Below are 26,548 nucleotides of genomic sequence, written 5' to 3'. Positions count from 1 at the left end.
GTTTTCATAATCCTATCCATTCATCATGAAAGAAAGCAAACGGTTTTGTCTACAATACATAATAGGATGAACGAGGTAAGCCTTCCGCCTGAACCGTACCTGAGGTGACGAGGCTCCTTTTTATAAAAAATGTACGTAACAATCATACAGGCATGCGTCATTGATGCCTTTAAGTGATATATAAAGAGAGGGGTACAAAAGATGGAACAGACTAAACAAACATTTTCCATTGATTGGGCCGGACGTGAATTGACCGTCGAAGTCGGCCAGCTTGCCAAGCAAGCCAATGGTGCTGCACTGATAAGATATGGAGATACCGCTGTACTGAGCAGTGCAACAGCTTCAAAGGAACCGAAACCGTTAGATTTCTTCCCTTTGACAGTCAACTACGAAGAAAGGCTTTATGCCGTAGGTAAGATCCCTGGAGGTTTCATCAAACGTGAAGGACGTCCGAGTGAGCGGGCAATCCTTGCCAGCCGACTGATCGACAGACCGATCCGTCCACTATTTGCCGACGGTTTCCGTAATGAAGTGCAAGTCATTTCCATGGTCATGAGTGTCGATCAAGACTGCTCATCCGAAATGGCTGCTATGTTCGGATCTTCCCTGGCGCTATCTGTGTCGGATATCCCATTCGAAGGACCGATCGCAGGAGTTGTCGTCGGGCTGATCGAAGGAGAGTTCATTATCAATCCAACTGTGGAGCAGCTTGAGAAGAGTGAAATCCACCTTTCTGTAGCTGGTACGAAGGATGCTATCAACATGGTTGAGGCAGGGGCAGATGAAGTTCCTGAAGAGACGATGCTTGAAGCGATCATGTTCGGACATGAAGAGATCAAAAAGCTGATTGCCTTCCAGGAAGAAATCATCGCAAAAGTGGGTAAAGAGAAACTTGAAATCAAACTGTTCGAACTGGATGAAGTCATCGAAACGGAAGTGCGCTCCCTATGTGAGAGCGAATTGATCCCGGCCATCCAGGTCCAAGAAAAACATGCACGCGAAGAAGCGATCAAAGAAGTGAAAAATAAAGTCATCTCTGTTTATGAAGAAAAAGAAGCAGATGACGATACGCTCAAGCAGGTCAAAAAGGTGCTGGACAAGCTTGTGAAAAATGAAGTCCGCCGTTTGATCACGGAAGATAAAGTCCGTCCTGATGGGCGTGGAGTGGATGAAATCCGTCCCCTTTCCTCTGAAGTGGGTCTCCTTCCGAGAACGCATGGTTCCGGCTTGTTCACACGTGGACAAACCCAGGCCCTCAGCATCTGTACACTGGGTGCCCTTGGTGACGTCCAGGTCCTTGATGGACTGGGCATCGAAGAATCCAAGCGATTCATGCACCACTATAACTTCCCTCAATTCAGCGTGGGAGAAACCGGACCGATCCGTGGCCCTGGCCGTCGTGAAATCGGGCACGGAGCCCTTGGTGAAAGAGCCCTTGATCCGATCATCCCGGATGAATCCGACTTCCCGTACACGATCCGACTTGTATCCGAAGTTCTTGAGTCCAACGGATCTACATCCCAGGCGAGTATCTGTGCAAGCACCCTGGCGATGATGGATGCAGGTGTTCCAATCAAGGCACCGGTTGCAGGTATTGCGATGGGTCTGATCAAATCGGGCGATCATTATTCCATCCTGACCGATATCCAGGGCATGGAAGATCATCTTGGAGACATGGACTTCAAGGTGGCGGGTACATCCAAAGGGGTAACGGCCCTGCAGATGGACATCAAGATCGATGGCCTTTCAAGGGAAATTCTTGAAGAAGCACTCCAACAGGCGAAAAAAGGGCGCATGCAGATTCTGGACAGCATGCTTGCGACGATTTCTGAATCAAGGACGTCCCTTTCCGCTTATGCTCCCAAGATCCTTACGATGCACATCAATCCGGATAAAATCCGCGACGTCATCGGACCAAGCGGTAAACAGATCAATAAGATCATTGATGAAACCGGCGTGAAGATCGACATCGAGCAGGATGGGACCATCTTCATCTCGTCTACCGATGAAGAGAGCAACAAAAAAGCGAAAAAGACCATCGAAGATATTGTCAGGGAAGTAGAGCCTGGCCAAATGTATCTTGGAAAAGTCAAGCGCGTAGAGAAGTTCGGTGCATTCGTCGAAATCTTTGCAGGAAAAGATGGGCTTGTCCACATTTCCGAGCTTGCTGAAGAGCGCGTCCGTAAAACCGAAGACGTTGTCGCTGTCGGTGATCAGCTCCTTGTGAAGGTGTTGGATATCGATAATCAAGGTCGTGTCAACCTATCAAGGAAGGCCGTCCTCAAGGAACAGCGTGAAAAAGAAGAGCAAAACCAGGCATAATGTTGCCGATCAAGCCGTCTTGTTGGGATCGCATCCCGCAAGGCGGCTTTTTGCGCGTTCTACCTTGTCCCATCCTTTCATACTATAAAGGGAGGACGGTGAATGCAAATGGGGAGAAAATACTTGATAGCACTACCTGTAATTGCTATTCTGACTTTAGCGGCTGTACAAAACCCTTTGACCAATCAATATGTTGCGCATCTTAAAGGCCAGTCGGTGACGGCAACTTCCAATAAGAGCGACCTTATGCAGCAAATCGAGCAAAAGGCATCCAAGGAGATCAAGCCACAAGACGCCGTGATTGATCCGGTGTGGAAGGCGACACCCGGCTATAATGGTCTCGATTTGGATATAGAGGCTTCCTATAAGCAAATGAAGAAGACAGGAACCTTTGATGATGATAAACTTGTGTGGAAGCAGTTGGAGCCTTCGAAGCATTTGGAAGACCTCCCGCCTTCTCCTGTGTATAGAGGGAATCCAGAGAAACCGATGGCTGCATTCATCATCAATGTTGCCTGGGGTAATGAGTATATCCCTGATATTCTGGAGACCCTCAAGAAGCACCAGGTGTATGCCACCTTCTTTCTTGAGGGGCGCTGGGTGAAGAATAATCCAAAGCTTGCCAAGATGATTGTCGAAGCGGGACATGAAGTAGGAAACCACTCCTATTCCCATCCCGATATGAAATCCCTGCAAACCTCAAAGGTGAAGGATGAACTGAAGCGCACGAATGATATTATCGAGGTTACCACTGGGGAAAAGGTCAAATGGTTTGCCCCTCCGAGTGGAAGCTACCGGGACGAAGTGGTGGAAATCGCCGATGAGATGGATATGAGGACCATCATGTGGAGTGTGGATACGATCGATTGGCAAAAGCCGAGTCCGGATGTCTTGATCGACCGCGTGATGGGGAAAATGCATAAAGGGGCCATAGTGCTCATGCATCCCACTGCGTCTACCGCAAACGCCCTGAACGCCCTCATCGTCCAGGTCAAAGAAAAGGAATTAAGGCTCGGGACGGTCTCGAGTTTAGTGAAAGAAGAAAGAATCCTTGAGGGGGGAGATAATTCTCCTTGAGAGAGGATATAGTAAGGATAGGTACATCAAGACTAGGAGGAACTTTTTTGATTAAGAAATATACTTGCCAAAATGGACTGCGAATTGTGCTCGAACAAATCCCGACGGTCCGATCAGTCGCCATCGGGGTTTGGATCGGTGCAGGTTCACGCAACGAAACAAAAGAAAACAACGGGATTTCACATTTTCTTGAACATATGTTTTTCAAGGGGACGAAAACGAAGTCGGCCAGGGAAATCGCCGAATCATTCGACAGTATTGGCGGCCAGGTAAATGCCTTCACATCAAAGGAATACACATGCTATTATGCGAAGGTGCTCGATAACCATGCCGGCTATGCTTTACATACGCTAGCGGATATGTTCTTCCATTCCACTTATGTGGAAGAGGAATTGAAAAAGGAAAAGAATGTGGTGTACGAAGAGATCAAAATGTACGAAGATACGCCTGATGACATCGTTCATGATCTACTGAGTAAAGCGGTTTATGAAGATCATCCACTGGGTTATCCGATCCTTGGAACGGAAGAGACACTTGATACGTTCAATCAGGCAAAGCTGAAACAGTATATGCATGACATGTATACCCCTGACCAGGTAGTGGTCTCCATTGCAGGAAATGTAGACGAGTCCTTCATCAAAGAGGTGGAGAAGCTTTTCGGTTCCTATGAAGGGGGAAAGGGCCGCGATGAGCGTGAACAACCTCAATTCTACTATAATAAACTTGCCCGTAAGAAGGATACGGAGCAGGCCCATTTATGCCTTGGGTATAACGGCCTTCAAATCGGTCATCCCGATATCTATAACCTCATCATTCTGAACAATGTACTCGGAGGCAGCATGTCATCTCGCCTGTTCCAGGAGGTAAGGGAGCAACGTGGGCTGGCTTACTCTGTATTCTCCTATCATTCCTCCCATGAAGATAGTGGGATGGTCACCATCTATGGAGGGACAGGGGCGAACCAGCTTGATGAGCTGTTCGATACGATCGATTCCACACTGAAAGGACTCAAGGCAGAGGGCATCACGGAAAAAGAACTCCTCAACAGCAAGGAACAGTTGAAGGGGAATCTGATGCTGAGTCTTGAAAGCACCAACAGCCGGATGAGCCGTAACGGCAAAAATGAACTGTTGTTGAAACAGCACCGGACGCTGGATGAGATTGTCGATGAAATCGATGGCGTCACCATCGATAAGGTGAATCAATTGACTCATGAGATTTTTACGGACGACTATGCAGCGGCATTGATCAGTCCTGATGGGACTCTGCCGTCCAATATGAGAACATGATGAATGCAGGTCAGCAAAAGCTGGCCTGTTTTTTTGATTCTGATTTAGGAGGGGGTTGTATACATTAATAATACAGGGAGGGGAAGCCAGTGAGACTGAGTGAATTGAGCGGAAAGGAAATCGTGGATTACGGCAGGGCCGAAAGATTGGGGGTCCTGGGACATACAGACCTGGAATTCGATCATCGATCGGGTCAGATCGATGCCTTGATCATTCCCATGGGCAAGTGGATGCGCAAGCAGAGCGGTGAAATCCGCGTCCCTTGGCATATGATCAGGACCATCGGAACGGATATGATCATCCTGGAAGTGGCCAGGGAATGAAAAAACGGGGAAACCCGTTTTTTTGTTTTCATAGGACGGGATCATAAGGGTGAAAGAAAGGAAGGCACAAGGCATCTGCTCACCCTGTACGTGCTCTATACATAGACTGAAGAAGTGAGAGGCATAAAGAAGATGCGATTATGGTAAAAGTAGGTGAAAGCACTGATGTTGACCGGAATGCACATCGCAGTTCTGGGTGGAGATGCTCGCCAATTGGAGATCATCCGTAAACTTACTGAGTTGGATGCAAAGATATCCCTTGTCGGTTTCGAACAATTGGATCATGCATTCACCGGGGCTACGAAAGAGAAAATGAGTGAAATTGATTTTTCCATGATGGACGCCATCATTTTACCGGTTCCGGGAACGAATCTTCAAGGGGAGATCGAAACCATCTTTTCGAATGAAAAAGTCGTGTTGACAGAAGAAATCCTAAGCAGGACCCCTGACCATTGCACGATCTACTCCGGGATCACCAACGATTATTTAAATGGGATCGTAGATGCATCAAAACGCGATCTCATTCAGCTGTTCGAAAGGGATGACGTCGCCATCTATAATTCCATCCCGACAGTAGAAGGCACGATCATGATGGCCATTCAACATACGGATTTCACCATCCACGGTTCGAACATCGTCATCCTCGGGCTTGGACGGGTGGGGATGAGTGTGGCAAGGACCTTCCATCATCTTGGAGGAAGGGTGAAGGTGGGAGCAAGGAAAACCGAGCACTTGGCAAGGGCATCAGAGATGGGATTGGATTCCTTCCAATTGAATCAGTTGGATAAGCACATCGGACAATGCGATATCTGCATCAATACCATTCCGGCTCCCATCATCACACCCGGGGTCATTGCAAAGATGCCCTCTCATATCCTCGTTATCGACCTTGCTTCAAAACCGGGAGGGACCGATTTCAGATTTGCCGAGAAGCGTGGCATCAAGGCGCTCCTTGCCCCGGGTCTCCCCGGAATCGTGGCACCGAAGACGGCAGGTCAGATCCTGGCCAATGTTCTCTGCAAGCTGATGGATGATCGAAATAAAGGAAAGGGGAGTTCTACGTGAGCATTAAAGGAAAAAGAATCGGATTTGGTCTGACTGGTTCGCACTGTACGTATGATGAAGTATTTCCTCAAATCGAGAAGCTGGTCAACGGCGGTGCGGATGTCTTGCCTGTCGTCTCGTCGACCATGATGAACACGAATACAAGGTTTGGAAAAGGGGAGGACTGGGTCAAGAGAATCGAAGACGTAACAGGCCATAAAGTCATAGATTCCATCGTGAAGGCAGAGCCACTGGGTCCAAAGATTCCCCTGGACTGCATGGTGATTTCTCCCCTTACAGGCAATACCATGAGTAAATTTGCCAACGCCATGACCGACTCCCCGGTCCTGATGGCGGCAAAGGCGACATTGAGGAACCATCGTCCCGTTGTACTTGGCATCTCGACGAATGATGCCTTGGGGCTTAACGGTATCAATCTGATGAGGCTGATTTCCACAAAGGATATCTATTTCATCCCATTCGGCCAGGATGCTCCGGAGCAAAAGCCGAAATCCATGGTGGCACGGATGAGCCTGACCCAGGAGACGATTGAAGCCGCGATGGAAGGAAGGCAGCTTCAACCTGTCGTAATCGAACGATATCTGGATTGATAGCAAGGGAAGGCTTCCGGTTGGGTAGCCTTCTTTTCCTTGTACGAAAAAGAGTCTATTGAAAGAAGATTCTTTATGTTAGAATATACTTTATTATAGTAAATGGCTAAATTGCTATTATGAATGCTTTGGAAGGAGAGAGGATTTTGAAAACAACGGAATTAAACGTGGCAGTCGTCGGTGCAACCGGGGCAGTCGGGCAGCAAATGCTGGAAACATTAGAGAAAAGGGATTTTCCGATAAAAAATCTGATCTTACTATCTTCTGCCCGTTCGGCAGGTTCAACAGTCTCCTTTAAAGGAAAAGAATATACGGTGGCTGAAGCAAAGCCCGAGAGCTTTGAAGGGGTGGATATTGCCCTGTTCAGTGCAGGAGGAAGTGTATCCAAGCTTCTTGCCCCCGAGGCAGTGAAAAGGGGTGCGATCGTAGTCGACAATACAAGTGCCTACCGCATGGACCCCGAAGTTCCGCTGGTTGTACCTGAAGTGAATGAAGAGGATCTGAAACGTCATAAAGGCATCATCGCCAATCCGAACTGTTCAACAATCCAGATGGTTGCCGCACTCGAGCCACTGCGTAAAGCCTATGGGCTGAAGAAGGTGATCGTGTCCACGTATCAAGCTGTATCCGGTGCCGGTGCAGTCGCCATAGATGAATTAAATGATCAGGCACAGGCCATCCTGTCGGGAGAATCCTTTGAACCGAGCGTCCTGCCGGTCAAAGGGGATAAAAAACATTATCAGATTGCGTATAATGTGATTCCTCAGATTGATCTGTTCCAGGAGAACGGTTTTACATTTGAAGAAATGAAGATGATCAATGAAACGAAAAAGATCATGCATCAACCTGATTTGAAGGTGTCAGCCACATGTGTCAGACTTCCAGTAGTAACAGGTCACTCTGAAAGTGTATATATTGAGATTGAAAAGGACTCCATTTCGGTGGGGGATATTCATGCGCAACTCACGGAAGCTCCGGGGGTCACCCTTCAGGATGTTCCTGAGGAACAAATATATCCGATGCCTGCTGATGCAGTTGGGAAGCCGGATGTTTTTGTCGGACGCGTGAGAAAAGACCTTGATGAGGACAACGGATTCCATATGTGGATCGTATCCGATAACCTTCTGAAAGGCGCTGCCTGGAATTCAGTGCAGATTGCTGAAAGCCTATTGAAATTGGGTCTGGTAAAATAAGCAGAAGAGGAACGAAGCAACAGACGACGACTAACTCAAGCAATCATCCCCATCTACCTCTTGACCATCGATGAAGAGGTGTAGACATGAAAGTGATCGTCCAGAAATTCGGGGGTACTTCCGTAAGGGATGAATCAACAAGGCTCAAAGCCATCGCCCATACAAAGGAAGCTATCAGTGAAGGGTATAAGGTGGTCGTGGTCGTCTCCGCCATGGGCAGAAAAGGGGAGCCGTATGCAACAGACTCCCTCCTCGGACTCATAGGGGGAGGAGGCACAAGGATCAGCAAAAGGGAACAGGACTTATTATTATCATGCGGTGAAATCATCTCAAGTCTCGTCTTTTCCAATATGCTCCTGGAGAATGGGGTGTGTTCCACCGCCCTGACCGGAGCCCAGGCAGGATTTCGAACCAATGATGACTTCGGTAACGCCAGGATCATGGAGATGGATTGCGAAAGGATCAAAAAAGAGCTTGATCTTCATGACGCCGTAGTGGTAGCCGGGTTTCAAGGTGCGACCTCCGGGGGGGATATAACGACGATCGGCAGGGGCGGGAGCGATACATCCGCCTCAGCCCTCGGTGTCGCCCTGAAGGCCGAGTATATCGATATCTTCACCGATGTGGAGGGAATCATGACGGCGGACCCGCGCATTTCATCCAGGGCGCGGCCCATCAAGGTCGTTTCCTATAATGAAGTATGCAATATGGCGTACCAGGGGGCAAAGGTCATTCATCCGCGAGCGGTTGAAATCGCCATGAACTCGAATGTGCCCATCAGGATCCGGTCCACCTACTCTAAAGACCCGGGTACCCTCGTCACCACGCCTGGTTCCATGAAGGACCATGAACATTTCAGGAGTCACCCCGTCACTGGCATCGCCCATGTACAGTCCCTAACGCAGATCAAGGTATTCGCCCGCAAGGATCAATATGATCTGCAGGCGGAAGTGTTCAAGGCGATGGCGAGGGAAGGGATCTCCGTGGATTTTATCAACATCTCCCCCCGTGGAGTCGTTTATACGGTATCTTCGACTTTGAGCGACCGTGCCATAGCCGTCTTGAAAGGGCTCGGTCATTTTCCCCATGTAGAACGGGAATGTGCGAAGGTATCAGTGGTTGGAGCGGGGATGACAGGTGTGCCGGGAATTACATCCGTCATCGTGTCCGCTCTATCTGATTTAGGTATCAGGATTCTGCAGTCTGCAGACAGCCATACAACCATCTGGGTACTCGTTAAAGAACATGATCTTGTGAATGCCATCAATGCCCTTCATGATGCCTTTCAACTGCAAGAGAGGGATGCTGCCTGGTTAGCGCATCAATTTGAGGAGAGTGAATAGTTGTGAATTTTGGCCGTGTATCAACAGCGATGGTCACACCGTTTGATCGCAAAGGAAATATCGATTTCAATAAAACAACTCAGTTGATCAACTATCTGATCGAACATGGGACTGATTCCCTCGTGGTTGCCGGGACAACAGGGGAATCCCCGACGCTTACAAAGGAAGAAAAGCTGGCATTATTCCGCCATGCAGTCAAAATCACAGATGGCAGAATCCCTGTCATCGCGGGTACCGGAAGCAATAATACAAAAGAATCCATCGATCTATCCAAAAAAGCGGAAGCAATCGGTGTCGACGCCATCATGCTTGTCGCACCGTATTATAGTAAACCAAGCCAGGAAGGCATGTTCCGCCATTTTAAAGAAGTCGCAGACGCCGTCGCCTTGCCTGTCATGCTTTATAATGTTCCTGGCAGGTCCGCTGTCACCATTTCACCGGATACCATCATTCGATTATCGGAAGTGCCGAATATCATGTCGGTGAAAGAAGCAAGCGGCGATCTGGGTGCCATGACGAAGATCATCGCGTCTACTGCTGACGACTTTCTCGTGTATTGTGGGGATGATGGTCTGACCTTGCCTGCGCTGTCAATCGGTGCCGATGGGATCGTCTCCGTTGCTTCCCATATCATCGGGAAAGAAATTCAGCAGATGACGGAGGCCCATTTCTCCGGAGATACGGGTCGGGCAGCGAAACTTCATCAAGAGTTGCTGCCTTTGATGGAAGGGCTATTTGCCACCCCGAGCCCTGGACCTGTCAAGACCGCCCTGCAGCTTAAGGGTCTTGATGTCGGTTCCGTCCGTCTTCCGTTGATTCCACTGACGGAAGATGAAAGGAAGAGCCTCAGCAAACTTTTATCATGAATAAACAATGGCTCCGGCATGTTTGCCGGGGCCATTCGTCATATAAGGGTGTTCTCTGAGAGAAATTTCAAGGGCAAAGGAGGATTCCTATCGGCCATTCACGAAATAGTACATATTCGAACGTGCACTTTTCTACATAGACGTCAGCCAGAAGGTAGAGGATAATTTTGGTTGTATTATGAAAAGGGTTTCCTTTATAATGATCCTAACTGATATAAGATCGGGGAAAGCACAACATAGGAGGACATAATGGTGAGTAATAGCAGAGTGAAACACGAGGAAATCAAAATCATCCCCTTGGGCGGAGTAGGGGAAATCGGTAAGAATATGTATATTGTAGAAGTCGATGAAGATATTTTCGTCATCGATGCGGGGCTGATGTTCCCTGAAAATGAAATGCTCGGGATCGATATCGTGATACCTGATATCCAATACCTTGAACAAAACCGGGGAAGAGTAAAAGGGATCTTCCTGACCCATGGTCATGAAGACAGCATCGGGGCCATTTCTTACCTACTGGATAAGGTACGGGCACCGGTTTACGGGACTAGATTGACCAATGCCCTTGTGAAGGCAAGGCTGAAAGATGAGCAGGTGCGCACCGACGTAAAGTTCTACACCATTCATTCGGACAGCAGGCTTCAGTTCAACGGTGTGGATGTGACGTTCTTCAAGACGACTCACAGCATACCGGACTCAGTCGGTGTTTGCATCTATACGTCCCAAGGGGCCATCGTGCATACAGGCGAATTCAAGTTCGATCAGTCCGCCAAGCACTTCTATCGCCCGGACCTCGGAAAGATGGCGCAGATTGGGGAGGAGGGTGTCCTCTGTCTTCTGTCGGATAGCACTGAAGCAGAGAGACCTGGTTTCACCACTTCGGAATCCGCCATTGAAACGCATCTGAACAGTGCGTTCAGAAAAGCAAGGGGCCGGGTGATCGTAGCATGCTTCGCTTCGAATCTCATCAGGCTGCAGCAGGTATTTGATGCAGCTGAACAGAACAAGAGGAAAGTCGTTGTCGTCGGTAAAAGCCTGAAGCGAGTGTACGATGTCGCCCTGAAGCTTGGGTATCTCCATGTACGGGAAGACTTGATCATAGGGATCGACCAGATTGGCGACTATTCAAGTGATGAAGTGGTCATCCTTGCCACCGGCTCACACGGAGAACCATTCGAGGCCCTTCAGCGTATGGCCAAGCGTTCCCACAGGCATGTGAACATCGAGAAGGGAGATACCGTTTTGATCACGGCGACACCTTCACCGGGCATGGAAGTGATAGCCGGAAGAACGATCGACATGGTGTACAGAGCGGGAGCGGAAGTATTGACCGCTGATAAGAAGGTGCATGTTTCCGGCCATGGCTCACAGGAAGACCTGAAACTTATGCTCAATATCATGAAACCGAAATACTTCGTCCCGATTCAAGGGGAATATAAAATGCTTATTGCCCATAGTAAGATCGCACATGATATCGGTCTTCCTTTCAAGCAGATCTTCATCCTCGACAAGGGAGATATCCTCCAGTATAAAGACGGGAAGATGAGGATGGGTGGCAGGGTCCAGGCCGGTAATGTCCTGATCGATGGGATAGGAGTGGGGGATGTCGGCAATATCGTCCTCAGGGACAGAAGACTCCTCTCTGAAGATGGTGTATTCACTGTCGTCGTCACAATCAACCGGAAATCAAAGAGCATTGTTGCAGGACCAGAAATCATCTCCAGAGGATTTGTTTATGTGAGGGAATCAGAAGCCCTCATTGAAAAAGCGTCAGAGATCGTCGAGAGTGTGGTTCATAATTATCTCCAGAAAGGGTCATTCGAATGGACGACCATCAAGCAGGATGTAAGGGACCAGCTCAACTACTTCTTATACAATAAAACGAGAAGAAGACCGATGATTCTCCCAATCATCATGGAAGTTTAATCCGAAGAGGCTATCTGTTGACCATGCAGATAGCCTTTCCGTTTTACGCACGGGTATAAATCCTCTCCTTTATTAAATAATAATGGTAAGCACTGAGCGAAAAGGAGTTGGACTGAATGGATACAAGAATGGAACAGGAAGATCAGCCGGGCAAGGATGATAAAGATAAACCGTCAGGCTTGATGGAGAAGATCCAGCAGCTTGGGCAAACGAATGTGCCCCAGCTTTCACAGGATTCAAATATTCACTGTCTGACGATTGTGGGACAGATCGAGGGTCATATGCAGCTCCCCCCACAAAATAAAACAACGAAATATGAGCATATCCTTCCTCAGCTCGTAGCAATTGAACAGAATCCTAAAATCGAAGGGCTCGTCGTCATACTTAACACCGTAGGCGGAGATGTGGAAGCAGGTCTTGCCATATCAGAGATGATCGCTTCTCTGTCGAAACCGACAGTATCCCTCGTTCTCGGAGGAGGGCACAGCATAGGAGTCCCAATTGCTGTTTCATGTGATTATTCATACATCGCAAGCACTGCCACCATGACGATCCATCCCGTACGATTGACTGGTCTCGTGATCGGGGTGCCGCAGACCTTCGAGTATCTCGATAAGATGCAGGATCGTGTCGTGAGCTTTGTAACCAAGCACAGCAACATTTCCGAATCGGATTTCAAGGACCTCATGTTTGCAAAGGGGAATCTGACCCGTGATATCGGAACGAACGTCGTCGGTGATGATGCGGTCAAATACGGACTCATCAATGGAATCGGAGGGATCGGTCAGGCAATCAAAAAAATCAATGAGCTGATCGAACTGAACCGAACAGATGAAGAAGAGGGATTGATCCAATGATCCTCTACACCATCATCCCCCAGGAAGCCGTATTCGCGACAGATCCGGAAGTCTATGCCTCCCAGATGATGATCGACTATGAAGGAGTGCCGCTGATGGTCCAGAAGGAAGAGGAGAACTACCGTGTGTTAAGAGTGATGAGCAGTGATCCTTCCCATTTCCTCGATAGCCGATTCTCTCCCGGAATGATCCTTGGTAATTAAGGCATAAAGAGGATTCTTTCACCATGAAGGGTATGGTATACTAAAGAAGAGACATAAGATGAACTTGACGGATGGGGACTGACACCTGTGGCGACGAAGGATGCCGATAAGGGTCAGCCCTTTCTTCATCTTCACGTACATAATCCGAAAGACTTCTTAAGAATTTAGGTGAATTCAATTGGCGAAAAAAAAGAAAAGGAAAAAAAAGGGATCGAACACCAACGCACTGAAGCAGACCATAAAATATGAAATTACCGGCTTGATGCTGTTGACGCTCAGTTTGATCTCCGTCATCAAGTTGGGGGCGGTGGGAAGAGCCGTCGTCCATTTCTTCAGGTTCTTCATGGGAGAATGGTATATGGCAGCCTTGCTTCTCATGATCTACATCGCGGGATACCTGATGGTGAAACGGGAAGTACCGCTTCTCTTCAGCAGGAGATTGGTAGGGATATATATCATCGTCGCGAGCTTCCTGCTCCTCAGCCACGTGAAGCTTTTCGATCTGCTGAGCAATGATGGTGCCTTTGAGCATCCGAGTGTCATCATGAACACATGGGATCTCTATTGGATGGATATTAGGGGAGAATCCAGCACCTCCGACATCGGAGGCGGGATGATCGGCAGCGTCCTGTTCGCCGTGTCCTATTTCCTCTTTGATTCACAGGGGGCACGGATCATGAGTGCGACCTTCATCATCATCGGGATCATCCTGGTGACCGGTCGATCCCTTGGGGATGTACTCGGTCGGATCGGAAAAAGATTCGGGGCATTCATCACCTCCCAGTGGGAAGCATTCAAGGTGGATATGGCAGAATGGAAAGAAGAAAAAGCGAAAAAGAAGCTGGAAAAGCCAGCTGTTGAAAAGAAAATGCAGGAGAAGGAAACGAAGGTGCCTTCCGTCGATCCGATACCAGATGTTGAGCCTCAGGTCGATACCCGTGAACCGATCATATCGAATTTTGCCGAGAAGGCCTATGCCCATGAACGCTCCGATAAAGAAGAGCCGGTAGCAGGGGAGCCGAAAGATGATTCAACTGATAAGGGCGTTCAAGATGATGCTCCTCCGATCACCTTCACCGAAGTTGAAAATAAAGATTATAAGCTTCCGTCGATTTCTCTGTTGAAAAGTCCGAAAAAGACAGATCAGAGCAACGAATACCAGCTGATCCACGCGAATGCCGCAAAGCTCGAACGCACCTTCCAAAGCTTTGGTGTCAAAGCGAAGGTGACTCAAGTCCATCTTGGGCCTGCCGTAACCAAATATGAAGTGCACCCGGATGTCGGGGTGAAGGTGAGCCGCATCGTCAATCTCAGCGATGATCTCGCATTGGCGCTCGCTGCAAAAGACATCAGGATCGAAGCACCGATACCGGGGAAATCGGCCATAGGAATCGAAGTGCCGAATTCGGAAGTGGCCATGGTATCCCTCAGGGAAGTGCTCGAATCAAAGGAAAAAAACAAACCTGACTCAAAACTCCAGATCGGATTGGGCAGGGATATTACAGGGGAAGCCGTACTTGCCGAACTGAATAAGATGCCCCATCTCCTTGTAGCGGGAGCCACGGGTAGCGGGAAGAGTGTGTGCATCAACGGCATCATCACGAGTATTCTCATGAGGGCCAAGCCCCATGAGGTGAAACTCATGATGATCGATCCCAAAATGGTGGAGCTCAATGTGTATAACGGAGTTCCCCACTTGCTGGCGCCCGTCGTGACGGAGCCAAAGCGTGCCTCTCAGGCATTGAAAAAAGTCGTGAATGAAATGGAGCGCAGATATGAGCTCTTCTCCCATACAGGGACGCGGAATATTGAAGGGTACAATGACTATGTCAAAAGACAAAACCTTGAGAACGAAGATAAACAGCCGCTTCTTCCTTATATCGTGGTCATCGTCGACGAGCTTGCCGACTTGATGATGGTTGCATCGAACGATGTAGAGGATGCCATTACCCGTCTTGCGCAGATGGCCCGTGCTGCAGGGATCCATTTGATCATTGCCACACAACGACCGTCGGTGGATGTCATCACAGGTGTCATCAAGGCGAATATCCCTTCAAGGATTGCCTTTGCTGTATCCTCCATGACAGATTCAAGAACCATCCTCGATTCTGGCGGAGCAGAAAAACTCCTTGGGCGGGGAGATATGCTCTTTATGCCTGTCGGGGCTTCCAAACCAACCAGGGTACAGGGAGCCTTCTTATCCGATGAAGAGGTCGAAGAAGTCGTGGACTTCGTCATATCCCAACAAAAAGCACAGTATCAGGAAGAAATGATCCCGGATGAAGTCCAGGAAGAATCCGGCAGCGGGGAAGCGGAAGATGAGCTGTATGATGATGCAGTCCAATTGATTGCTGAAATGCAGACCGCTTCTGTATCCATGCTGCAGCGACGTTTCAGGATCGGCTATACGAGAGCCGCCAGGATCATTGATGAAATGGAGGTGCGGGGAGTCGTCGGGCCATATGAAGGAAGCAAGCCCCGAAGCGTACTCGTGGGTAAACCATCTGAAGAACAATCCTCCTAATAGCCCATACCTTTTGAAACATGAGCTGAAAGACCCCGCTTGAGCACCTGCTCAAGCGGTTTTTTTGTCCGATCAAAAAAGTTATCCACCAATGGGTTATACTATTGGTATCGCTTTCTTTAAGAGCGTATTATTTCACTAATATGAAGATTGCTACATATCGGGGTCCTAAACGTAAAAAACAAAGGATTAAATGATAAAAACATGAAAAAATCAAGCGTTTTTTCCATAATACAGGACAGTTGGAAGATAAATTTTTTAATAAATCATTTTTTTCGACAAAATCACACAATGCTATTTATTTATGTTTTGAAAAGTGTTATAGTATTTTCGATTAGTAGGAAAGATATACATCAGAGGTCTGATGACTTGAGAAAATTTGGTGGTGGTTCCGTTGACAATTAAGACAGACAATCGGCATTTGTATTTGCAGGTCATTGATCGCTTGAAGAAAGACATCGAAGCGGGGATGTACAGAGAGAAAGAAAAACTTCCTTCCGAATTCGACCTTTCCAAACAGCTCGGCGTTAGCCGCGCTACGCTGAGGGAGGCACTCAGGATCCTTGAGGAAGAGAGTGTCATCGTCAGGCGGCATGGAGTCGGTACATTTGTCAATGCCAAACCCCTGTTCACTTCGGGTATCGAACAGCTCAGCAGCGTGACCAATATGATCAGGCAGGCTGGGATGGATCCGGGGACTATTTTTTTGAGCTCGACGACCCAGGAAGCAACCGAGGAAGATATGAAACGCTTCTCATTGGAAGAACCAGAGGATGTCATCCTCATCGAGAGGGTGCGTACGGCGAATGGGGAACCTGTCGTCTACTGCATGGATAAGATCCCGGCGAGAATCATGCCTCGGAATTTCACCCATGAAGACAATTCCATCTTCTCTGTTCTGGAGAAAAGGGAGAATAAGAGAATCACATATGCGGGCGCACATATCGAGCCTCTCGGATATCATGATAAAATCTCCCCGATCTTGAACTGCGAGCCTGAAACGGCACTCCTTGTGCTGAAACAGATGCACTTCAGTGAGAATGATGAACCGATCCTCTACTCGGTGAACTACTTCCGCTCGGATAAGTTCAGCTTTCACGTGCTTAGGAAGCGTGTATGATCCGCCTTTCTACTAATTTATAACAATACTAGGGGGTACTCAGGTGAAAAAGCGTAAATTTGGTTTGGCGATGTCATTCGTGTTGGCTGCAGGAACAATTCTCGGTGCGTGTGGGACAAGCGATGACAAAGATAATGCAAGTGACGGTAAAGGCAAGGATGATAACTTCACAGTGGCAATGGTAACAGATGTCGGCGGTGTTGATGATAAATCATTCAACCAATCAGCTTGGGAAGGCCTTCAAGCTTATGGGAAAGAAAACGGTTTGGAAAAAGGGAAAAAAGGATTCGATTACCTTCAATCCCAATCCGATGCTGATTATGCTACCAACCTGAACAACTTGGCTCGCCAAGACTTTGACTTGATATATGGAATTGGATTCATGATGAAAGGTGCGATCGAAGATATCGCCAGCCAACAGAAGGATGCTCACTTCGCCCTTGTGGATGAAGTTGTAGAACAACCGAATGTTGCCAGCATCATGTTCAAAGAGCAAGAAGCTTCTTTCCTTGCAGGAGTAGCGGCTGGTCTTGCTACCAAAACCAATAAAATCGGATTCATCGGCGGAGTGGAGAGCCCGGTTATCGAGCGTTTCCATTCAGGATTCATCGCCGGTGTCAAAGCAAGCAACCCTGATGCAGAAATCGTTGCAGACTATGCTGGTGCTTTCGATAAAGCAGAGCTTGGACAGACGATTGCTTCAAAAATGTACTCTTCTAAAGTAGATGTCATCTTCCACGCAGCTGGTGGAACAGGTAATGGATTATTCAAAGAAGCACGTGATCTGAAAGCAAAAGATCCTTCCCGTGAGCTTTGGGCGATCGGTGTCGATTCTGACCAGGTAGACGAAGGAAAAGTGGGCGACCACAATATCGTCCTGACTTCTGCCCTTAAACGAGTGGACAATGCAGTGAAAGATGTAGCGACTCAAGCGAAGGACGGAGATTTCCCTGGTGGGAAAGAAATCCTGTTCGGCCTTAAAGAAGACGGTGTAGGTCTTGCGGAAGTGAACGAAGAACTTTCCAACAAAGACGAAGTCGTGAAAGCCGTTGATGAGTGGAAAGAAAAAATCAAGAGCGGTGACGTGGAAGTACCTTCTTCCATCAAAGACGCTGAAAGCTTCAAAGCCAACTGATTGTAGTTCATTGGGGATAAGCGGGCCAAGGATAGCCGGTCTCTTATCCCTTTTTTGCAGCAAAATATAAGAAAATTAAAAATCTAATTGAAGGGTAGAAACCGATTCTATCTTTCACTTAGTTTTTTACAAGGGAAATCAATCTTAAGGTCTGACCTCTAACTACTAGATAAATTGTCCCTAGCCTATCGCAAGGAGTGAATAAAATGGATTATGTAATCGAGATGCTGAATATCCGAAAGGAGTTCCCTGGCATCGTAGCTAACGACAATATTACTCTCCAGCTCAAACAAGGTGAAATTCATGCGCTTCTTGGTGAAAATGGAGCCGGTAAGTCCACGTTGATGAACGTGTTGTTCGGCCTCTATCAACCTGAACAGGGTGAGATCCGCGTACGGGGGAAAAAAGTGGACATCACGAATCCCAACATTGCCAATGATCTCGGGATCGGAATGGTCCACCAGCATTTCATGCTCGTTGATACGTTCACTGTAACGGAGAATATTATCCTTGGCCGGGAACCAAAATCCGGTGCCACGGTGGATATCAAAAAAGCAGAAAAAGAGATATCGGACATTTCAGAGAAGTATGGCCTGAGGGTCGATCCTTCTGCGAAGATATCGGATATTTCAGTCGGGATGCAGCAGAGGGTGGAGATTCTCAAAACGCTCTACCGCGGTGCTGAAATCCTCATCTTTGATGAACCGACCGCCGTCCTGACGCCGCAGGAGATCAAAGAGCTGATCCAGATCATGAAGACGTTGATCAAAGAAGGAAAATCCATCATCCTTATCACTCACAAACTAAAGGAAATCATGGAAGTGTGCGATAATGTAACCGTTATCAGAAAAGGGAAAGGGATCGGGACTGTCAGTGTGTCAGACACGAATCCGAACCATCTGGCGAGCCTGATGGTAGGAAGGGAAGTCACGTTCAAAACGGAAAAGATTCCTGCGTCCCCTAAGGATGTGGTTCTCGAAGTTCGCGACCTTCAAGTGAAGGACTCCCGGAATGTACCGGTCGTCAAAGGATTGAATCTCGACCTGAAAGCAGGGGAAATCCTCGGCATTGCAGGAGTTGACGGAAACGGTCAAAGTGAACTGATCGAGGCCATCACCGGGCTCATGAAAGCAGACAGCGGTTCGATCAAACTGAATGGCAAAGAGATATTGAATATGAAACCGAGGAAAATCTATGAAGCGGGTGTCGGACATATCCCGCAGGATCGCCATAAGCACGGGCTGGTACTGGACTTCCCGATCGGTGAAAATATCGTTCTTCAAAACTACTATAAAAAGCCGTATTCAAATAAAGGGATTCTCAGCTATAAGAATATTTACAATCATGCAAGAAAGATCATCGCAGAGTTTGATGTTCGTACGCCGTCGGAATACACACTGGCAAGATCATTGTCCGGGGGGAACCAACAAAAGGCGATCATCGGAAGGGAAGTCGATAAAGATCCGGATCTTCTCATCGCAGCCCAGCCTACCCGTGGCCTCGATGTTGGGGCAATCGAATTCATTCATAGGCGTCTCATTGAACAGCGGGACAATGGAAAAGCCGTATTGCTGCTTTCGTTCGAACTCGATGAAATCCTGAATGTAAGCGACAGGATTGCTGTGATCTATGAAGGGCAGATTGTCGCAATCGTCGATCCGAAAGAAACGACGGAACAGGAGCTCGGTCTCCTGATGGCTGGTTCGAAAGGGAAAGGAACGGGGGAAACATCACATGTCTAATCGTCTAACTAATATATTGATCCCTATCATTTCGGTAGTACTTGGCATTCTTGCAGGAACCATCATCATGCTCGTCAGCGGATATAACCCGATTGAAGGGTATTCCGCACTGTGGGATGGGATCTTCGGGGAAGTCTACTTCGTCGGGGAAACCCTCCGTCAAATGACGCCTCTGATCCTGGCGGGTCTAGCCGTTGCATTTGCATTCAGGACAGGCTTGTTCAATATCGGGGTCGAAGGCCAGCTCATCGTAGGATGGCTCGCCGCCGTATGGGTGGGAACATCCTTTGGCGATCTGCCGAAGTTCATCCATCTGCCTCTCGCTGTCATCGCAGCGGCATTGGCCGGAGCCCTCTGGGGATTCGTGCCAGGACTTTTGAAAGCCAGATTCAGGGTGCACGAAGTCATCGTAACCATCATGATGAACTATATTGCCCTGCAGGCATCGAATGCCATCGTGCGTGATGTATTGACAGACAGGAAGGAACGGACCGATTATGTAGCGGAATCAGCTTCCCTCAAGTCGCCATTCCTCGAATCCATCACGGACTTCTCACGGCTCCACTGGGGGATCATCATTGCCCTCGCGTGTGCATTCATCATGTGGTTCCTTCTTGAGAAGACGTCTCGCGGATATGAACTGCGTGCGGTCGGATTCAACCAGAATGCGTCTCAATATGCTGGAATGAACGTAAATGGGAATATCATCCTCTCCATGGTCATCTCAGGAGCGTTTGCGGGACTCGCCGGATCCATGGAAGCACTCGGGACATTCGGGTACGCTTCCATCAAGGGAGGATTCACAGGGGTCGGATTTGATGGGATTGCAGTCGCGCTTCTGGGCGGAAATGCAGCAATCGGGGTTATCTTCGCGGCACTCCTGTTCGGTGGCTTGAAAGTAGGAGCCTTGAATATGCCGCTTGATGCAGGAATTCCGAATGAGCTTGTCGATATCATTATCGCCCTCATCATCTTCTTTGTGGCATCAGGTTACATCATTCGTTATATGATTCAACGATTCAGAAAAAAGGGGGTGAAATAAGTGGGGTTCATTGATATCTTAACCATACTTATTCCATCAACATTGTTATGGGCAGCACCACTTATTTTCACTTCACTGGGTGGAGCATTTTCAGAGCGGTCCGGGGTCGTCAATATCGGCCTCGAAGGATTGATGGTCATCGGAGCCTTCTCTTCCATCGTCTTTAACCTTGCGTTTGCCGATACGTTCGGTGCGGCCACCCCATGGGTATCCCTTATTGTGGGTATGCTTGCCGGGGCATTGATTTCCATCCTGCATGCGGTCGCTTCGATCAGCTTCAGGGCAGACCAGACCGTTTCCGGTGTGGCGATCAACCTCCTTGCCGTTGGACTGACGCTTTTCCTTGTAAAGCGCATTTATGGAAAAGGGCAAACAGACATCATTTCAGAAGGTTTCTCGAAGATTGATGTGCCAGTGCTCCATAAGATCCCGGTGATCGGCGACATTTTCTTCAGCAACACGTACTGGCCGCCTTTTGTGGCGATCATCGCTGCATTCCTCGTCTGGTTCATCATGTTCAAGACGCCATTCGGTTTGCGCCTGCGATCCGTTGGTGAACACCCGATGGCAGCCGACACGATGGGTATCAATGTGACGCGCATGAGGTATATCGGCGTCATCCTCTCCGGAGCCTTCGCTGGTATCGGGGGAGGGGTATACGCACAGTCCATTTCGTCCGATTTCAGTCATGCTACGATCAGTGGACAAGGCTTCATGGCCCTGGCTGCCCTGATCTTCGGGAAGTGGCATCCGCTAGGCGCCATGGGTGCAGCGATCTTCTTCGGATTCGCCCAAAGCCTCAGCATCATCGGAAGCAGCCTGCCGCTATTCGAGAATATACCGAGCGTCTATCTCTTGATTGCGCCTTACGTCCTCACGATCCTGGCGCTTACAGGGTTCATCGGACGTGCAGATGCACCGAAAGCCCTTGGAACACCGTATATCAAAGGAAGTCGTTAATGAAAAGGAGCCCTTCAACAAGGGCTCCTTTTGCATGTTTACAGCGATAAACACATATAATAGTCCATTAAGGTTTTACCAACGGAGGAAGATGCTTGTAAATGCGTGTGGCAAACATGTATAGTTAGACGTAAATACCCGCAAAATAAAGGTGTTTATGCAAGATATGAAGGAGGCTTGAGCCGAATGTCTGATATTAATGAAGTAATCAAGAAGAAAAACGGATATACGCTACATATCGTCAAAACTGAAAAATTCAAAACGAACAGCATCGTCTTTAAAATGAAGGCGCCGTTGGATCAAGATACGGTGACATTGAGAGGACTGCTTCCGCATGTGATGCAAAGCAGTACAAAATCCTTCCCTTCCACGACGAAACTGCGCTCCCACCTCGATGAACTCTATGGGGCAAACTTTTTTGTCGACCTTGGAAAGAAGGGGGAATACCACATCGTCAGCATGTCTGTCGAGATTGCCAATGAAAAATTCCTTGCTGATTCCGAGCCTCTTCTGCAAAAGGGGATCGAATTCTTGACTGAGGTCCTTTTCCATCCCCATGCCACTGATGAATTTGACCATGCAACGGTCGAGAAAGAAAAGCGCAATCAAAAGATCAGAATTCAATCGGTCTACGATGATAAAATGAGGTATGCGAACTCCCGTCTGGTGGAGGAGATGTGCAAAGGCGAGCGATTCGCCCTTCACGTAAACGGGGAGAAGGAAGAGGTCGATGCCATTACCCCGAAGGCGCTTTATGACTACTATGAGCGCGTGATGAGGGAAGATCAGTTCGATCTTTATGTGATCGGCGACGTCGATGCGGATGAAGTAGAAAAGCTGTGCGATGGTCTCATGGATCTTACCGACCGGGATCCTGAGCGCGTTGACCAGGGGATTCAAAAGGAAATCAAGAAAGAAAATGTCATCAAGGAACAGCAGGATGTCAAACAGGGGAAACTGAATATCGGTTACCGCACCCACACTCAATATGGGGATGAGGACTATTTTGCCCTTCAGGTGTTCAACGGGATATTCGGAGGGTTCTCCCACTCCAAACTGTTCATCAATGTACGTGAAAAAGCAAGTCTTGCCTACTATGCAGCAAGCCGCCTTGAAAGTCATAAAGGGCTTCTCATGGTGATGAGTGGAATCGAGTCGAAGAATTATGATCAAGCGGTGGGAATCATCGATGAACAGCTTCAGGCCATGAAGTCAGGGGATTTCACCAGTGACGAACTGGAACAGACCAAGGCAGTCATGCGCAATCAGATGCTTGAAACCATCGATACCCCGCGTGGTCTTGTGGAAGTCCTTTACCAAAATGCCTTCGCCGGAATCGATATCGGCTTGAATGACTGGCTCTCAAAAATCGACGCGGCCACAAAGGATGAAGTGGTGAAGGCTGCCCAAAAAGTCCAACTGGATACGATTTACTTTTTAACAGGAACGGAGGGGTAATGATATGAAGAAGATTACCTTCGATCAGCTGCAGGAAAACCTTTATTATGAGAAGATGGCAAACGGGTTGGATGTGTACATCCTTCCAAAGGAAGGATTCAATAAGACCTATGCGACCTTCACGACGAAATACGGAAGCATCGATAACCACTTCGCCCCTCTTGGAGAAGAAGAATTGGTCAAGGTTCCAGACGGCATCGCGCATTTCCTCGAGCATAAGCTCTTTGAAAAAGAAGACGGAGATGTGTTCCAGCAGTTCAGTAAGCAAGGCGCTTCTGCCAATGCCTTCACTTCTTTCACACGCACAGCCTATCTTTTCTCCAGTACGACCAACGTGGAGCGTAACCTGGAAACATTGATCGACTTTGTCCAGGATCCATATTTCACGGAAAAAACGGTTGAAAAAGAAAAGGGGATCATCGGACAGGAAATCACGATGTATGATGATAACCCGGATTGGCGCCTGTATTTCGGCGTCATTGAAAACATGTACAAAAATCATCCTGTAAAAATCGATATTGCAGGAACGATCGAGTCCATCACCCCGATCACGAAAGACATGCTCTATCAGTGCTACGGCACGTTCTATCATCCGAGTAACATGCTGCTATTCGTCGTCGGTTCTGTCGATCCTGAAGCCATTATGAATCAAGTCAGGGATAATCAGGGCAAAAAGGATTATGAAAAGATGCCTGAGATCAAAAGGGAATTCGAGCAGGAACCGGATGAAGTGGCAGAAAAGAAAAAAGTCTTGAAAATGAACGTTCAAAGTCCCAAATGCCTGGTTGGCCTGAAGGCATCCAACCCGCATCAGCAAGGGAAAGAAATGCTGAAGCAGGAACTGTCCATAAATGTTTTCCTCGACATACTGTTCGGGAAGAGCTCGAGTCATTACTCGGATCTTTATAATGACGGGCTGATCGATGAGACGTTCAGCTACGATTATACCCAGGAAAATGGTTTTGGTTTCCTTACTGCCGGTGGGGATACGGAAAAGCCGGATGAGTTATCCGAGCGCATCCAGGGGCTCCTTCTGAAGGCTGTGAACGAGCCGATCGTAACCGAAGAAAACCTGGCGAGGACGAAAAAGAAGAAAATCGGAGCCTTCCTCCGCGCCATCAATTCGCCGGAATTCATCGCCAATCAGTTCACCCGATATGCATTCAATGAAATGGATCTTTTCGATGTCGTACCGACACTTGAAAGTCTGACAGTGGACGACATCACCAATGCAGCGGCAGGTCTGATCGATGAAAAAAGGATGACGGTGTGCCAGGTGGTACCAAATTCATGATGATTGAGGGGAACTGTCCATCACCGGCAGTTCCCCTTCTTACGTAAAGGAGGAATGACCATGAAATACGCTCTCATTACCGGAGCTTCAGGAGGCATCGGTAAAAGCACGGCAAAGAAACTTGCCGGTGAAGGATGGAGTCTCTATCTCCATTATCATCGAAATGAAGAAGCCATCACTACCCTGATGGAGGAGATTAAAGGAGTGGACGTGATCCCCGTCAAGGCGGATCTTACTTCTTCCGCAGGAGTGCGGACATTAACCGAACAGATCTTTGATCTGGATGCCATTGTGTACTGTAGCGGAACGTCTCACTGGGGGATGTTCCAGGATCAGCCGGAAGAAAGCATGGACGAGATGATCAGCCTTCATGTGAAGAGTCCGATGCTTCTGGTACAAGCACTGTTGCCGAAGCTGTTCCGGAAAAAGGGATCCATTGTCCTCATGAGCTCCATCTGGGGCCAGACGGGTGCCTCTTGCGAAGTCGTGTACTCAGCCGTGAAAGGAGCCCAGCTTTCATTCGTAAAGGCCCTGAGCAAAGAAGTCGCCATGAGCGGCGTCCGGGTCAATGCCGTGGCCCCCGGTGCTGTGAGCACCAATATGCTTTCGGATTTTTCAGAAGAGGACATACAGGAAATCAAAGACGACATTCCCATGGGGAAACTCGCTCATCCCGACCAAATTGCAGACGCCGTCGAATTCCTCCTTTCAACGAAATCAGCCTACATAACCGGCCAAACACTGTCCGTCAACGGAGGCTGGTATACCTAGAAAAGCGGATTCGGGGAGGTCTGACCCGACAAGCATAAGGTCCCCGGCCCGTACTGAGGACCTTATGACCTCGAGGGTCACCCCGGAGTAGCTGGACAAAAAGAAAAGCGGATCGGGGGGAGAACCGACCCGTAAGTTGCCCAATGGAATTTGAGACCGTACGCATAATTCCTTTGAAAAGATGCAAACTAAGCTTGTATCTCAATAAAGGAGGTCATATGACATGTCAGTTTTAGAAAACTGGTCTGATTGGAAAAACTTCTTGGGTGATCGCTTACACCAGGCTCAGCACAGCGGAATGGAAAATGAAACCGTGAATGATCTTGCTTATCAAATCGGTGACTATCTTTCCAAACAGGTGGAAGCTAAGAATGATCAAGAAAGAGTCCTTGCAGATCTTTGGTCTGTAGCATCACCTGATGAGCAGCATGCTATCGCCAACATGATGGTTAAGCTTGTCAACAATAACGGAACTCGCTAAAGAGAGGGGATTTTCCCTCTCTTTTTTACATTGACCCATTCAATCGTGAAAATAGAGAAAATGTAGGCAAATATGTAGGTTTTTCTTTTATATTAGAAAAAAATACTTTATTATAATACCTAGAGTTCAAAAATCCCCGAGTCTGGATCATCGCCTTTGAAGGAGGAAACCCGATGGAAAGGAAAGAGTGGTACCTGGAATACGAGATTCAAAAGAACCGACCCGGCCTGTTGGGGGACATTTCTTCCCTGCTTGGGATGCTCTCGATCAATATCGTCACCATCAACGGGGTGGACGAAGGGAGAAGGGGGATGCTGCTCCTTGCTGACACGGATGAGCAGATCGGCAGACTCGAATCGATCCTGCAGACAATGGATACCATCAATGTGACCAAGCTTCGAGAACCGAAACTGAGGGATCGTCTGGCTGTAAGGCATGGCCGTTACATCCAGCGGGATGCAGATGATAAGAAGACGTTCCGTTTCGTGCGGGATGAGCTCGGACTCCTTGTCGACTTTCTTGCAGAGCTTTTCAAGCAGGAAGGACACAAGCTAGTAGGACTGCGCGGTATGCCCCGCGTGGGGAAAACCGAATCCATTGTCGCCTCTAGCGTATGTGCCAATAAAAAATGGCTCTTCGTTTCATCGACATTATTGAAGCAGACCATCAGAAGCAAGCTGATTGAAGATGAATACTCCGACGATAATCTCTTCATCATCGACGGGATCGTATCCACTCGAAGGGCAAATGAACAGCATTGGCAGCTGGTCAGGGAAATCATGCGCATGCCGGCGGTCAAAGTGATCGAACATCCTGATGTATTTGTACAAAATTCCGAGTATACCCTGGAGGATTTTGATTACATCATCGAATTGCGAAACAATCCCGAAGAGGAAATTACATATGAGTTGGTCGAACAAAATAATTTATTTCAAAATTCCGATTTCGGTGGTTTTGATTTTTGATA

The 26,548-nt window shown here is 48.2% G+C and carries 23 protein-coding genes; all 23 read left to right on the top strand.

Translation table 11 applies throughout. The features are described 5' to 3' along the window. The first annotated feature begins 201 nt into the window (after positions 1-201). The 23 genes from pnp to ACNA6I_RS06820 all read left to right on the top strand — a co-directional run bounded on the left by pnp (position 202) and on the right by ACNA6I_RS06820 (position 26,546). On the top strand, positions 202-2,322 hold the full coding sequence (gene pnp / locus ACNA6I_RS06930; protein ID WP_048013096.1) for a polyribonucleotide nucleotidyltransferase: 2,121 nt from the start codon (positions 202-204) through the stop codon (positions 2,320-2,322). 108 nt (positions 2,323-2,430) lie between these two features. Next, positions 2,431-3,399: a polysaccharide deacetylase family protein gene (locus ACNA6I_RS06925; protein WP_048004518.1), complete on the top strand. Its 969-nt coding sequence runs from the start codon at positions 2,431-2,433 to the stop codon at positions 3,397-3,399. A 47-nt stretch (positions 3,400-3,446) separates the two neighbouring features. Then, positions 3,447-4,688: a M16 family metallopeptidase gene (locus tag ACNA6I_RS06920; RefSeq protein WP_048004007.1), complete on the top strand. Its 1,242-nt coding sequence runs from the start codon at positions 3,447-3,449 to the stop codon at positions 4,686-4,688. 89 nt (positions 4,689-4,777) lie between these two features. After that, on the top strand, positions 4,778-5,011 hold the full coding sequence (locus tag ACNA6I_RS06915; RefSeq protein WP_048004006.1) for a YlmC/YmxH family sporulation protein: 234 nt from the start codon (positions 4,778-4,780) through the stop codon (positions 5,009-5,011). A 165-nt stretch (positions 5,012-5,176) separates the two neighbouring features. Continuing rightward, positions 5,177-6,076, top strand: a complete 900-nt coding sequence (dpaA, locus tag ACNA6I_RS06910; RefSeq protein ID WP_048004005.1) for a dipicolinic acid synthetase subunit A — start codon at positions 5,177-5,179, stop codon at positions 6,074-6,076. After that, positions 6,073-6,666, top strand: a complete 594-nt coding sequence (locus tag ACNA6I_RS06905; protein WP_048004004.1) for a dipicolinate synthase subunit B — start codon at positions 6,073-6,075, stop codon at positions 6,664-6,666. Before dpaA ends, ACNA6I_RS06905 begins: the two co-directional genes overlap by 4 nt. A gap of 146 nt (positions 6,667-6,812) precedes the next feature. Next, positions 6,813-7,859 carry an aspartate-semialdehyde dehydrogenase gene (gene asd, locus ACNA6I_RS06900; protein ID WP_370294520.1) on the top strand — a complete coding sequence of 349 codons (1,047 nt, stop codon included), beginning with the start codon at positions 6,813-6,815 and terminating at the stop codon, positions 7,857-7,859. A gap of 86 nt (positions 7,860-7,945) precedes the next feature. After that, complete coding sequence (gene dapG / locus ACNA6I_RS06895) at positions 7,946-9,202, top strand: aspartate kinase (RefSeq protein ID WP_048004002.1); 1,257 nt, start codon at positions 7,946-7,948, stop codon at positions 9,200-9,202. Then, the gene (gene dapA, locus ACNA6I_RS06890) at positions 9,199-10,068 is read left to right on the top strand and encodes a 4-hydroxy-tetrahydrodipicolinate synthase (protein WP_416313224.1); all 870 of its coding nucleotides are present in this window, start codon (positions 9,199-9,201) and stop codon (positions 10,066-10,068) included. The genes dapG and dapA overlap by 4 nt, the downstream gene beginning before the upstream one ends. A 249-nt stretch (positions 10,069-10,317) precedes the next feature. Next, positions 10,318-11,994: a ribonuclease J gene (locus ACNA6I_RS06885; RefSeq protein ID WP_416313105.1), complete on the top strand. Its 1,677-nt coding sequence runs from the start codon at positions 10,318-10,320 to the stop codon at positions 11,992-11,994. Positions 11,995-12,110: 116 nt separating this feature from the next. Continuing rightward, positions 12,111-12,851 (top strand): ClpP family protease, encoded by a 741-nt coding sequence (locus ACNA6I_RS06880; RefSeq protein WP_048004000.1) that lies wholly within the window; start codon positions 12,111-12,113, stop codon positions 12,849-12,851. After that, positions 12,848-13,054 (top strand): YlzJ-like family protein, encoded by a 207-nt coding sequence (locus ACNA6I_RS06875; RefSeq protein ID WP_048003999.1) that lies wholly within the window; start codon positions 12,848-12,850, stop codon positions 13,052-13,054. The genes ACNA6I_RS06880 and ACNA6I_RS06875 overlap by 4 nt, the downstream gene beginning before the upstream one ends. Before the next feature lie 178 nt (positions 13,055-13,232). Further along, on the top strand, positions 13,233-15,578 hold the full coding sequence (locus ACNA6I_RS06870) for an FtsK/SpoIIIE family DNA translocase (protein WP_053427249.1): 2,346 nt from the start codon (positions 13,233-13,235) through the stop codon (positions 15,576-15,578). A gap of 394 nt (positions 15,579-15,972) precedes the next feature. Next, positions 15,973-16,698 carry a GntR family transcriptional regulator gene (locus ACNA6I_RS06865; RefSeq protein ID WP_048003997.1) on the top strand — a complete coding sequence of 242 codons (726 nt, stop codon included), beginning with the start codon at positions 15,973-15,975 and terminating at the stop codon, positions 16,696-16,698. Between the two features lie 43 nt (positions 16,699-16,741). After that, complete coding sequence (locus ACNA6I_RS06860) at positions 16,742-17,833, top strand: BMP family lipoprotein (RefSeq protein WP_048003996.1); 1,092 nt, start codon at positions 16,742-16,744, stop codon at positions 17,831-17,833. Positions 17,834-18,039: 206 nt separating this feature from the next. Further along, on the top strand, positions 18,040-19,575 hold the full coding sequence (locus ACNA6I_RS06855) for an ABC transporter ATP-binding protein (protein WP_048003995.1): 1,536 nt from the start codon (positions 18,040-18,042) through the stop codon (positions 19,573-19,575). Next, positions 19,568-20,617 (top strand): ABC transporter permease, encoded by a 1,050-nt coding sequence (locus ACNA6I_RS06850; RefSeq protein ID WP_048003994.1) that lies wholly within the window; start codon positions 19,568-19,570, stop codon positions 20,615-20,617. The genes ACNA6I_RS06855 and ACNA6I_RS06850 overlap by 8 nt, the downstream gene beginning before the upstream one ends. After that, positions 20,618-21,577 (top strand): ABC transporter permease, encoded by a 960-nt coding sequence (locus ACNA6I_RS06845; RefSeq protein ID WP_048003993.1) that lies wholly within the window; start codon positions 20,618-20,620, stop codon positions 21,575-21,577. A 186-nt stretch (positions 21,578-21,763) separates the two neighbouring features. Further along, positions 21,764-23,035 (top strand): EF-P 5-aminopentanol modification-associated protein YfmF, encoded by a 1,272-nt coding sequence (yfmF, locus tag ACNA6I_RS06840; RefSeq protein WP_048003992.1) that lies wholly within the window; start codon positions 21,764-21,766, stop codon positions 23,033-23,035. A 4-nt stretch (positions 23,036-23,039) separates the two neighbouring features. Further along, positions 23,040-24,329, top strand: a complete 1,290-nt coding sequence (yfmH, locus tag ACNA6I_RS06835; RefSeq protein WP_048003991.1) for an EF-P 5-aminopentanol modification-associated protein YfmH — start codon at positions 23,040-23,042, stop codon at positions 24,327-24,329. Between the two features lie 60 nt (positions 24,330-24,389). Continuing rightward, entirely contained in the window at positions 24,390-25,100 is a 711-nt protein-coding gene (ymfI, locus tag ACNA6I_RS06830; RefSeq protein WP_063191226.1) for an elongation factor P 5-aminopentanone reductase, read from the top strand. Positions 25,101-25,323: 223 nt separating this feature from the next. Further along, entirely contained in the window at positions 25,324-25,581 is a 258-nt protein-coding gene (locus tag ACNA6I_RS06825) for a DUF3243 domain-containing protein (protein ID WP_048003989.1), read from the top strand. A gap of 173 nt (positions 25,582-25,754) precedes the next feature. Next, positions 25,755-26,546, top strand: a complete 792-nt coding sequence (locus ACNA6I_RS06820; protein ID WP_048003988.1) for a DUF3388 domain-containing protein — start codon at positions 25,755-25,757, stop codon at positions 26,544-26,546. The last annotated feature ends 2 nt before the right edge of the window (positions 26,547-26,548 follow it).

Origin of the sequence: Rossellomorea sp. FS2 (assembly GCF_047915635.1) — a bacterium.
Classification (GTDB): Bacteria; Bacillota; Bacilli; order Bacillales; family Bacillaceae_B; genus Rossellomorea; species Rossellomorea marisflavi_A.
The sequence above is the reverse complement of the archived record's forward strand: the minus strand, read 5'-3'. Positions and strand labels throughout refer to the sequence as shown.